This window comes from Mucilaginibacter rigui (genome assembly GCF_014773275.1).
Lineage (GTDB): Bacteria > Bacteroidota > Bacteroidia > Sphingobacteriales > Sphingobacteriaceae > Mucilaginibacter > Mucilaginibacter rigui_A.
Window position 1 is genome coordinate 1,115,573 of sequence record NZ_JACWMW010000001.1, and the last position, 12,630, is coordinate 1,128,202.

The window sequence follows — 12,630 nt, forward strand, 5'->3', positions numbered from 1 at the left end:
TACTCTCCTGTTAAAAGCATAATAGTGACCCAGCCAGAATTTTTACAACTCATTGATAGGTATTTAGCAGGAAATGCTTCTGTTGAAGAAGAACAGCTATTACTTAACTTTTTCGACAGCTTTCAGGAGGACATAGAATGGGACGAAAAATTGTTCGGTTTAAAACAACATCTGGAAGATAAAATGCTGCAACGCCTGCAGGCAGCGGTAAAAAAAGGCGCAGATACCGGTACTGTTAAAGTGTTTAGCATAGCTAAGGCCCTGAAGAAAGTAGCGGCGGTATTAATTGGCCTCACATTTATTACAGGCATATTTGTGTACAAAGCTAAAAAAGCTGCAGACCTTCAATCTATCGCACTGAAAAAGAACGCGGTTAAATTTGATGCCGAACCCGGCCAAAATAAGGCTACCCTTACCCTGGCCGACGGCTCAAAGCTGGAACTTAATTCAGCAAAAATTGGTGTGCTTGCCAAAGCCGGCCACATGAGTGTTGAAAAAACAAAAGATGGGCAGCTCATCTACCTGATAGCGCCTTCTAAAAATGCCGATGCTAATACTCCAATAGCCTTTAACACAATAAGTACACCCATAGGCGGCCAATACCAGGTAATACTGCCCGATGGAACTAAAGTTTGGTTAAACGCGGCATCATCATTAAAGTATCCTACTTTATTTAAAGGGGGGCAGCGTACTGTTGAACTTACAGGCGAAGCCTATTTTGAAGTGACAAAAAATGCCGCTATGCCTTTTTATGTAAAGGTTAATGATATGCAGGTTAAGGTTTTGGGTACACACTTTAATATAATGGCTTATCATAATGAGCCGGCTGTAAAAACCACCCTGCTGGAAGGCTCGGTACAGTTGAGCAGTGGCGGGGTAAGTAATAAATTAAAACCAGGCCAGCAAGGGATGCTGAAAAACGGTCAGATAACGGTATCTGATGTAAATGCCGAACATGCCATAGCCTGGAAGAATGGTTATTTTGAATTTAACCGGTCGGGCATTCATGAGATCATGAACCAGTTAGCCCGGTGGTATGATATTGAGATAGCTTACGAAGGCAATATCCCTGATGATGAATTTGTGGGCAAAATAGAGCGCAGTGCAAAGTTGTCGCAGGTATTAAACATCCTTAAGCTAAGTAAGATCCATTTTGTATTAGAGAACAAGAAACTTATAGTAAAACCATAAAATATTCACCAACTAAATTAGAACTTATGAAAAAATATCGACAAAGCCATTAATCTTCCCTTCCTGAAAAACTTATTCCATAAAAGAACCGGGGTGCTGCAACACCACCGGCTTTAGCGAATGGATAAGTTAAAAATGTTTCATCAACAGATATTCTTAAACCAAACATTACTAAGTTATGCAATTAAACTTTAGTGGTAAAATACTTAATGCTTTAGGTAGATCCACCTCAAAACTGTTTTTGGCCATGAAATTAACGGTCTTTTTACTCATCATCGGTTGTTTGCACCTGAGTGCCAAAAGTTTTTCACAAACCATAACCATAAACGCCAGCAACACCGAGCTGGAAAAAGTATTCTCAGCTATTGAGAAGCAAAGCGGATACAGCTTTTTTTACAGGTATAAAGACCTTGCGGCAGCAAGGCCGGTAAGCCTGCAATTAAAGGATGCCTCGTTAGAAGAAGCCCTGAAAGCATGTTTTAAAAACGAACCTTTTAGCTACGCCATTGAGAATAAAACCATTGTAGTAAGTAAAAAGGACAATGCCGCCCAAACGCGTGTGGCCGAACAAAAAATAACCATAACCGGTGTTATACTGGATGAAAAAGGCGAGCCGCTACCGGGTGCTACGGTGAGGGTAAAGGGTAGTACTACTGCCGCCAGCGCCGATATAAATGGAAAGTATAGTATTAGTGCCGAGGCAACGGACATATTGGTTTTCTCGTTCCTGGGATATAAGAACACCGAGGAGCCTGTTAATGGCCGTACACAGATCAATATCAATCTCCAGGTTAATAACCAGCAGATGAACGAAGTGGTAGTTGTGGGTTACGGTACGCAATCCAGAAAAGATGTAACCGGTGCTGTAGGTACAGTGAAGATGGAAAACATCAAAGAAATTAAAACAGCCAGTTTAGACCTTAAACTTGCCGGCCAGTTGGCTGGTGTTACTGTAAACCAGGTAACCGGTACACCTGGGGGCGGGGTATCTGTAAATATCCGTGGTGCCGGTTCGGTAGGTGCGGGCGATAACCCACTATACGTAATTGATGGGTTCCCGTTATCTCCCGGTTTTGATCAGTATTCAAACCCTTTAAGTACTATCAACCCGGATGACATTGAAAATATCAGTGTTTTAAAGGATGCGGCCTCTACTGCAATATATGGTTCACGAGGTTCAAACGGTGTTATCCTGATCACTACTAAAAGGGCCAAAAAAGGCGAATCAAATGTTACGGTGAATACATCATCAGGGGTGCAAAGCATATTATCGCAATGCAAGCTTAAAGTGATGAATGCTACCGAATTTGCACAATGGCGTTTAGAAAGCTACCAGGATGCTGCAGCTGCAGCAGGTAAGCCCTTTAATATTAACGATGTACCTGTTGAGTATCGTAACCCATCTCAATATGGCAAAGGTACCGATTGGTTTAATGCGGTAACACGAATTGCCCCAATGCATAATTATGATGTCAGCATATCTAATGGTACTGATAAAGTACGGTCGCTGTTTTCAATGGGCTATTTTAACCAGGAAGGTACAGTACTAAATACCGGCTTTCAGCGCTATTCGTTAAGAGCCAATATGGATGCCAATGTAACTAAAAACGTAACTGTTGGCTTAAGCGTTGCTCCAACTTATAGCTTACGTAAACTACAGGAAACAGATGGGCATTTCCAATCGGCGGTATTGAGCCAGGCCTACCTGGAGAGCCCGCTAATACCGGTAAAACAACCCGATGGCTCTTATACTAATGTAATAGGCTCGCCGGGAACATTCCAAAACGCAAACCCGGTAAGTGAATTAGTAAATACAACCAATAATCGCAATGAAATACGGGTTCTAACTAATGCTTATGTTGATTGGCAGATTATCCCCGGCTTAACTGCACGGTCAACTTTTGGGGTTGATTTGCAGAGTAAAACACAAGATTATTTCAGGCCATCTTTCCTTGGTGGTTTTAATAATCCTAATAAAAATGGCGAGCAGCAAAAAGCCATCACTTCAAACACTACAGCCTCATCATTAAACTGGCTTAACGAAAACTCCCTTAACTACAAAAAAACATGGGGCAGTCATACCCTAACCTTGTTCGGTGATTTTAGTATCCAGCAGGAAACAAGCCGCAACCGTTATACCTTTGGTACCGGCTTCCCGGATGATGCAATTCATTCAATCGGCTCGGCAACTATTATTACCGCACCGGGCAATGGTGCTAACGGAAACGAGGAATGGCGCCTGTTATCGTTAATAGCCCGCGCAAATTATGCTTATAAAGATAAATACTTGTTAAGCGCATCTATCCGTCGTGACGGTTCATCAAGGTTTGCACCCGGCCATAACTGGGGCACATTCCCTTCGGTATCTGCCGGATGGCGTATCTCAGATGAAGCTTTCTTTCCTAAATTAAGCTTTTTAGACCAGGCAAAGTTTACCGGTAGCTTTGGCTTAGCAGGTAATAACAGCATTGGTAATTATGATTATATACCCGGTGTTGATCCATACAACTATCCTTTTGGAGGCGTGCTTACCCCAGGTGCAGCCATCTCATCTTTGGGTAATAAACAACTTGGTTGGGAAACTACCCGCCAGCTTGATATTGGTCTTGATCTATCCTTTTTACAAGGCCGTATTTATTTAATTGCAGAGTATTATAACCGATACACACGCGATATGCTACAATATATAGGTATACCGTCTGTATCTGGCCAAACCGGTGGTTTCACAAATGTAGGTAATGTACGTAACCGCGGCTGGGAGTTTACTTTAACTACTAAAAATATTGTAGGCCAAGGGTTTAACTGGTCTACCGATATGAATATATCATTTAACCGTAACATGGTGCTTAGTTTAGGGCCAACACCATATATTTATGATGCTCCGGCAAATGATAACCCAACCAACATTACCAAAGTAGGTTACCCGCTGGGTCAGTTTTACGGGTATATATTCGATGGCATTTTCCAGAACCAGCACGAACTTGATACGAAGCCACACTTTGACGGCCAGGCTGTAGGTACCATCAGGTATAAGGATATTAATGGCGATGGTGTAATTGATGGTAAAGATCAAACCGTTATTGGTAACCCATGGGCAAAGTTCACTTTTGGGTTTAACAACCATTTTAGTTACAGGCGCTTTGATCTGAATATCATATCAGCCGGTTCGGTAGGTGGGCACGTATTTGATATGTACAAGCAGTTTACTACCAATTTAGATGGTGTATTCAATGTGGAAAAATCGGTAGCGCAACGCTGGCGCTCAGAGAGTAACCCGGGTGCCGGCTTGTTGCCAACTACAACAGCAAATACTAACCTGGCGAGGGATTACTATCCATCGTACTGGGTAGAAAGCAACTCATACCTGATGGTTAAAAACATAGACTTGGGATATAATTTTAAAACCAAATTCACTAAAAACTTCAGAGTTTATTTCAGCGCGCAAAACGCTATACTCATCACCGGTTATAAAGGTGGTAACCCCGAAGTTGGTATTGACGGCCAGGAAGGAAACCGCTCACTTTCGCCAAATGTGAATTTTACAGGTTATCCTGTTTCTGCTGTCTATCAATTAGGTTGTAACGTAACGTTTTAATTGATCTGTAAACTCAAATATTAAACGACATGAAAAAATATATATACTTCACCCTTTTTACTATAGCACTTGGTTTTGTAAGCTGTAAAAAGGATTTCCTTAGCCTGGCGCCTACAGATTCTCAGAACTCGGCAAATTTTTTCAAAACTCCTCAGCAATTTCAGCAAGCAATTACCGGTTGTTATCAACCTTTGCAGAGTTTGTATAACGGTTCTTTTTGGGTAATGGCCGAAATGCGGTCGGACAATACTTCTTATGAATATGACCCATACGACCGTTCTGGAAACCTAAAGGAAGATATGGACGAATTCAGGGAATTGAATAATAACGACTATCCGGCCGTTTTTTTAACCGGTAGTTATCAAATTATAGGCAGGTGTAACGTTATTTTAGATAGGTTACCCGCAGCTAAACTTGATGTCGCTGTAGCCGATACTATTACCGGACAGGCCAGTTTTTTACGTGCTTTTAATTATTTTAATCTGGTACGTTTGTTTGGCTCTGTGCCTTTAGTACTGCACGAGGTACAATCATTCGATGAAGCTTACAGAATAGGGGTTAAAGCACCGGTTAGCGATGTTTACAATTCCATTATTGCCGATGCCAAAGATGCGATAGCTAAACTTCCGGTTACATATGCATCTCCTGCCGATAAAGGCAGGGTAACCAAAGGCGCTGCCGAAACTATGCTTGCCGAGGTGTACATGACTCAAAAGAAATTTGACCTGGCCATACCTCTGTTAAGGGATGTTATTGCATCAAATGCATATGGTTTGAATGACGACTACGCTGACAATTTTAATATTAATACCAAAAATAGTAAAGAATCGATATTCGAGATCCAGTACATAGAGGGCCCTAACGGCCTGGGTAGTGATTTTGTAGACACCTTTATCCCATGGGATTATTATAGCGACGATATTACCGGCCACGAATTAAATAATGGCGCTGTGAACGGATGGAATATACCTACCCAGGACCTGGTGACCGCTTATGAGCCGGGAGATAAAAGGAGGGATGCTTCCTTAACTGATTTTGTATCTGACGAATATGGTATCGACCTGCCGTTTATCAAAAAGTATCAGAGTAAAGGCGCTGTACAGGGTATAACCGCTAATAATTTCCCGGTTTACCGTTACTCGGATGTATACCTGATGCTGGCCGAGTGTTTAAACGAGCAGGGATATGCAGGCGGTGGAGATGCTTTTTTATATTTAAATAAGGTTAGGTTCCGTGCCGGTTTAGATGACAAAACAGCGGTTGATGTGCCAAATCAGGAGGCTTTCCGTGTAGCTATTGCTCATGAAAGACAAGTAGAATTAGCCTTTGAGAATCATCGCTGGTTTGACTTGCTGCGCACAGGCAAAGCCGTAGAGGTAATGACCGCGCATGCCCAGCACGAGCGTGAGTACAAATCAGACTCGTGGACGATAAGCCCGGCAGCTTACACCAATATCCGCCTGCTTTACCAGTACCCTTTAAACGAAGAATTACTGGAGCACCAATAAATTTTTCAGATAGCGTCCTTATGTGCAACATAAGGACGCTTCAAACGTAGTAGTATTTAATATTTACTGCCGGCTAAACCGGTGATTATTTCGTACGTTCCGTTATATCTTTTTTTAACATGAATTATATAGCCAGCAGGGTTGTTCGTAAAAAAGTACTTTTCATTATTATCGCGGTATTATTTGGTTTTAAAACCACTGTAGCACAAAAAAAGGTTGTGCCTGTTCCGCCATTACGGGTGGAAAATTTAATATGCGAGTATAAAACAAACCCTATAGCCATTGAAGCCGCCAACCCCAGGTTAAGCTGGAAACTGTTGGCGCAGCAACGTAACGTTATACAAACGGCCTATGAAATAAGGGTAGGCAAAAACGCGGTATCACTTACTAAAGGCAAAAATATCTTATGGACATCGGGTAAGGTAGCGTCAGATCAATCTGTACATGTTAATTATGCCGGCCCGGCCCTGGCATCGCGCCAAAAAGTTTATTGGCAGGTAAGGGTTTGGAATAACTACGGGCAGGCATCGCCCTGGAGCATGGTAAATTCCTGGAAAATGGGCTTGCTGCATCCGGAGGACTGGACTGCACAATGGATCCAGAATAATTATGACTCTGATACCACCGGCGGGCCAAGCCCAATGTTCCGAAAGGTTTTTAAGTTGAACCATAATATCCGCGCAGCGCATTTATATGTTACCGCCCATGGTGTGTTCGAGGCACAGCTAAACGGCAAACGTATTGGTAATGATTATTTTGCCCCCGGATGGACGAGTTATAACAAACGCCTGCAATACCAGGTATATGATGTAACAGGAGGACTTAAGAAAGGGAATAATGCAGTTGGCGTGACCATTGGAGATGGCTGGTACCGTGGGTATACATACAACCGTATTAAGAATGTTTACGGCAAAAAACTGGCGCTTCTTTTTCAATTAGAAGTGCTTTACACCAACGGCAAACGCGAGATTATCACATCAGACAAAAGCTGGAAGGTAAGCTACGGCGCTATCCGTTCTTCATCGTTTTTTGATGGCGAGTTGTATGATGCCCGTAATGAGAAACCAAACTGGAGCACCGCCACTTATATTGATAAAGGTTGGGATTCAGTGAAAGTTGATAATACCATAAAAGAAAACCTCGTAACCTTAATTGGTCCTCCGGTTAAAAAGCACGAGCAGTTTTTCCCGTTAAAAGTACTTACTACTCCTGAGGGTGACCGGGTGGTTGATTTTGGACAAAACCTGGTGGGCTGGGTAAAATTTAAATTAAAAGGTAAAGCTGGAGATACATTAAAACTTTACCATGCCGAGGTGCTTGATCAAAAAGGAAATTTTTATACCAAAAACCTTCGTACCGCAAAGCAGGAGATCCAATACATTTTTAAAAGTGATTCTGTAGAAACCTACGAACCTCATTTTACCTTCCAGGGATTTAGATTTTTAAAAATTGTTGGCTATAGCGGCGTTATAGATTCAACCAATGTTGTAGCCAATGCCCTTTATTCGGATATGGCGCAAACAGGTACTTTTTCTACTTCCAATCCGCTGGTTAACCAGTTGCAGCATAATATCCTTTGGGGGCAAAAAGGTAATTTTATTGATGTGCCTACTGATTGCCCGCAGCGCGATGAGCGTATGGGGTGGACTGGCGATGCGCAGGCATTTTGCCGCACTGCCACATTTAATATGGATGTAGCTGGCTTTTTTACCAAATGGTTAAAAGACCTTTCGGCTGATCAGCATAAAGATGGTGCCGTGCCATATGTAATACCCAATATGCTGGATAGCACCCTGGCTGCGGCATCAGGCTGGAGCGATGTGGCAACTATTGCCCCCTGGAATATTTACCTGGCTTATGGCGATAAACAGGTTTTAGAACAACAGTACGAAAGTATGAAGGCCTGGGTAGGCTACATACAGTTACACAGCCGCAATTATCTTTGGGATACCGGTAACCACTTTGGCGACTGGCTTTTTTATGCCGGTACCGATTATGCCGATGGTGCTGCTTTAACTGATAAAAATTTAATTGCCCAGGCTTTTTATGCGCACTCAACTCAACTGCTTATTAATGCAGCTACTATTTTAGGTAAGGAAGAAGATGTTACAAAATATACCGGTTTACTGGCCAATATCAAAAAAGCTTTTATGGGCGAATACGTTACGCCGAACGGGCGTATGATATCGGGAACCCAAACATCATATGTACTGGCCCTTAATTTTGATATGCTGCCCGAGAACTTGCGGGAGTCGGCAGCTAAAAGATTGGTGAATAACATTGAGGATTATGATGGCCATATTACCACAGGCTTTTTAGGTACACCCTACATTTGCCATGTATTAAGCCGTTTTGGGCATACTGATATGGCGTATGAATTACTGATGAAAGAATCGTACCCTTCGTGGCTGTACCCGGTTAAAAACGGCGCTACAACTATATGGGAACGTTGGGATGGTATAAAACCGGACAAAAGTTTTGAAGACCCCGGGATGAACTCCTTTAACCACTACGCTTACGGTGCTATTGGCGATTGGATGTACCGTGTAATTACCGGCATTAATACAGACGAAGCTGCGCCTGGTTTTCATAAGATCATCATAGCCCCGCATTTGGGTGGTAAACTCACCAGCGCCCAGGCCGAACTGGAAACACTGTACGGCAAAATCAAATCGGCATGGACTATTGATAATGGCATATTTACTTTAGATATAATTGTACCGCCAAATACTACGGCACAGGTAGTATTGCCATCTGTTACAGATCAGATCACCGAAAGCGGCTTGGATATTAATACGGTAAAAGAAATAACAAATATTGCCAAAGAAGGAAATGATGAGCAAATGAACATAGGCTCAGGCACTTATCATTTTGTTTACACCTTAAAAGTTAAAAATAAAAAGAGTTAGCATCAAAAACATCACTCAATGGCACTCATTTCTACTCCCGCTAATACGGCAGCAACCAACAGATTGCTCTCTCTTGATTTTTTTAGAGGATTTACGGTCGCTGCAATGATATTGGTTAATAACCCCGGCGATTGGGGGCATATTTACTGGCCGCTTGAACATTCTAAATGGAATGGCTGCACCCCAACAGACCTGGTGTTCCCATTTTTTCTGTTCATGGTAGGCGTATCAATTGTTTATGCACTACAGAGCAAAAAGGAAAATACAAGTGGGCACACTGCTTTATTACTTGTAATACTAAGGCGTACCGTTATTTTATTTGCGCTTGGGGTTTTCCTGCCGCTGCTCTCCAATTTTGAATTTGCGCATTTGCGTATCCCCGGAGTTTTGCAGCGAATTGCTGTAGTATATGGCCTAACCGCGGTAATATTTCTAAAAACAAGTGCTAAAACACAGGCATATCTACTGGTAGCATTTTTAATTATTTACTATGTATTAATGACTATAGTGCCAGTTCCCGGGTTTGGCCCGGCTAACCTGGAACCGGCAACAAATTTGGGTGCCTGGCTTGATAGGACGGTATTTACCGAAAACCATTTATGGCAATCGTCAAAAACCTGGGACCCCGAAGGTTTGTTGGGTACTATACCAGCTCTATCAACTTGCTTCATTGGGGTATTAACCGGTAACTGGTTAAAAAAAGGTAATTTAAAAAGCAGTCATAACTTATTTGCTATAATAGCTACAGGCGTGGGTATGATATTGGTTGCCTTGGCGTGGGACGTGGTTTTCCCGATAAATAAATCATTATGGACCAGCACCTTTGTATTGTTTACCGCCGGGCTGGCCATTATATTTTTAAGCTTAAGCTATTGGTTTATTGATAGGAAAGGATATAGCAAATTTGTAACTCCATTTATAGCTTTTGGTCGCAATGCCATCACCGCTTATATACTTGGCGGGTATATCCCCATGTTTATCGCCATGATACCGCTAACTTCAAACGGGCATAAAACCAATTTATGGTCATACACCTATACCAGCTTTTTTACCCCGAATTTTTCTCCTGAAAATGCTTCGCTTTTGGCCGCTATAGTAACCGTTATACTGGCGTTTATACCTATATGGTTCATGTACAAGAAAAACATAATTGTTAAAGTATGAGGTGTTTTAAAAGTAATGTCATGATTGCCGCTACTGTGTTTTTCATGGCAATGTTAAGTTCGTCATTCGTACAGGCACAGTTTCATATTATCCCGCAGCCACTTAAAATATCGGCACAAAAGGGGAGTTACCTGTTAACCGGTAACGCCGTGATCGGTACCGATGCCCAGAGCCGCACTGTAGGTTTGTATCTTCAGAATTACCTTGCGCAAAATTATAACCTGCATTTACAACTCAGGGTTTTTGCAAGGATACCTGCCACTATTGCCATTAAACTGGTAAGCAATCATACGGCTAATACCGATGCTTATGCTTTAAATATTAAAAGCACAGGGATAAACATTACAGGCGAAGGGGCAAGCATTTTTTATGGTGTGCAATCTTTAATACAAATGCTGCCTGCAGCTGCGCCTTTGCGTTTAACAGCTGTTACTATTGCCGATGCCCCAAGGTTTAAATGGCGGGGCTTGAGCCTTGATGTATCTCGCCATTTTTTTACGGTTGATGAGGTGAAAAAGTACATCGACATGATGGCGCATTATAAATTAAATACCCTTCACTGGCATTTAACAGATGATGAGGGCTGGCGCATTCAAATAGATAAATACCCTCTTCTTACCGAAGTAGGTGCCCGGATAAGTTTTTACGAAAAGCAAGGCAAATTTCGCAAGTTGGATAATTTGATAGATGGCGGACGCGATGGCTTTTATACCAAAGATGATATTCGTGAGGTGCTGAAATATGCTGCAGAACGTTATATAACGGTACTGCCCGAAATTGAGATGCCCGGCCATAGCGAAGCAGCCATATTTGCCTACCCCGAACTGGGTTGCCAGGATTCGACAGGGGCAAAGCACCGGGTGCGTATGCTCGACCCAAGCGAAAATACCTTTAAGTTTTTAGAGAATGTACTGACAGAGGTTATTGAACTTTTCCCGAATCAATACATCCACATAGGCGGTGACGAAGCCGAAATGGTTGATTGGCTAAAAAGCCCGGTTGCTGTAGCGCTAATGAAAAAAGAACATCTAAAAGATGAGCGCGAGGTGCAAAGCTATTTTATAAAAAGGATAGAAAAGTTCCTGATCTCGAAAAATAAAAAAATGATAGGCTGGGACGAGATACTACAGGGCGGCTTAGCGCCATCGGCTACGGTGATGAGCTGGCGGGGCGAAGCTGGCGGTATAGAAGCAGCAAAAATGCACCACCCGGTTATCATGACACCCCTGCCTTATATGTATTTTGATGCCCCGCAGGCTAATGAGGAGTTGGAACCAATAGGATGGAACCCTGTTGTACCGTGGCAAATGGTTTATAATTATGAACCTTTACCAGCCCAGTTAAATACTGAAGAAGCCGCCTATATATTAGGAGCACAAGGCAATATCTGGACGGAGAAGATCCCCAACCTGCCTCACCTGGAATATATGATGTACCCGCGATCGCTGGCGGTTGCGGAACTAACCTGGTCGGCAAAGGCTGATAAGGATATTGAGCGGTTTAAAAACAAAATGGATCAACAATACCCATTGTTTAAGCTTTGGAATTTGAACGCCCGATTAGTAGATATTGATAACGTTACCAATATTGTTACCAACAGCGACCGTTATATCAATACCCTCAATTATCCTTTGAATGGCGCCAAGGTAAGATACTCGTTAAACGGACGGATGCCTGATAGTTCATCAGAGGCGGTTAATTTCCCGGTGAAGATAAATGTGCCGCTAAAGGATACACTAACACTATCAACCTATACCACCTGGACGTTGAACAACCAGTATATCAGGCAGCGGGTAAAAATAACCCGCGATGAATTTAAGCCGGCAAAAACAGACGACCGCAAATTGCTCCCCGGGCTGATATATGAATCATACATCACCAAAAAAGAATATCAAAAACTGGGTAACGAAAAACCTACAGCTACTGGTATAATTACATTCCCGCATGCTTTTACGCCATCAAATGATGATGCTAATAACTGGATCAAAGTGAATGGATATATTCATATTATAACCGAAGGTGATTATGAAATCACATCGGATTTTTTGATCAGTCCGCAACTTTATTTGGATAATATACCAGTTATCAGTCCCGATAAAAACCGCTATGCCGAACCGCAAAAGGCAGTATTGCATTTAAAAGCAGGGTATTACTCCCTTAGCGGTTATTACCCGGCAAACGATGTTAACAGCGGCGAGAAACTAATTCAGTTAACGATGGCAGGTAAGGTGTTGAACCATGAAAACTATTTGTTCCATTAATA

Annotated in this window: 6 protein-coding genes; all 6 read left to right on the plus strand. The window is 42.3% G+C overall.

What is annotated here, in order from left to right; genetic code table 11:
- Positions 1-24 precede the first annotated feature (24 nt).
- The 6 genes from IDJ75_RS21370 (at position 25) to IDJ75_RS05090 (ending at position 12,628) form a co-directional block, all read left to right on the plus strand.
- A complete protein-coding gene (locus tag IDJ75_RS21370; RefSeq protein ID WP_191174503.1) occupies positions 25-1,191 on the plus strand; it encodes a FecR family protein in 1,167 nt (388 codons plus the stop codon).
- Positions 1,192-1,369: 178 nt separating this feature from the next.
- A complete protein-coding gene (locus IDJ75_RS05070) occupies positions 1,370-4,786 on the plus strand; it encodes a TonB-dependent receptor (RefSeq protein ID WP_191174504.1) in 3,417 nt (1,138 codons plus the stop codon).
- Positions 4,787-4,815: 29 nt separating this feature from the next.
- Entirely contained in the window at positions 4,816-6,294 is a 1,479-nt protein-coding gene (locus IDJ75_RS05075; RefSeq protein WP_191174505.1) for a RagB/SusD family nutrient uptake outer membrane protein, read from the plus strand.
- Between the two features lie 119 nt (positions 6,295-6,413).
- Positions 6,414-9,203 (plus strand): alpha-L-rhamnosidase, encoded by a 2,790-nt coding sequence (locus IDJ75_RS05080; protein ID WP_191174506.1) that lies wholly within the window; start codon positions 6,414-6,416, stop codon positions 9,201-9,203.
- Between the two features lie 18 nt (positions 9,204-9,221).
- A complete protein-coding gene (locus tag IDJ75_RS05085; RefSeq protein WP_191174507.1) occupies positions 9,222-10,367 on the plus strand; it encodes an acyltransferase family protein in 1,146 nt (381 codons plus the stop codon).
- Between the two features lie 20 nt (positions 10,368-10,387).
- Entirely contained in the window at positions 10,388-12,628 is a 2,241-nt protein-coding gene (locus IDJ75_RS05090) for a beta-N-acetylhexosaminidase (protein ID WP_191174508.1), read from the plus strand.
- Positions 12,629-12,630 lie beyond the last annotated feature (2 nt).

What these genes read in the sequence shown, in the direction of transcription:
- IDJ75_RS05090 (WP_191174508.1), top strand. Translation starts at nt 10,388, where the DNA reads ATGATTGCCGCTACTGTGTTTTTCATGGCAATGTTAAGTTCGTCATTC.
- IDJ75_RS05085 (WP_191174507.1), top strand. Translation starts at nt 9,222, where the DNA reads ATGGCACTCATTTCTACTCCCGCTAATACGGCAGCAACCAACAGATTG.
- IDJ75_RS05075 (WP_191174505.1), top strand. Translation starts at nt 4,816, where the DNA reads ATGAAAAAATATATATACTTCACCCTTTTTACTATAGCACTTGGTTTT.
- IDJ75_RS05080 (WP_191174506.1), top strand. Translation starts at nt 6,414, where the DNA reads ATGAATTATATAGCCAGCAGGGTTGTTCGTAAAAAAGTACTTTTCATT.
- IDJ75_RS05070 (WP_191174504.1), top strand. Translation starts at nt 1,370, where the DNA reads ATGCAATTAAACTTTAGTGGTAAAATACTTAATGCTTTAGGTAGATCC.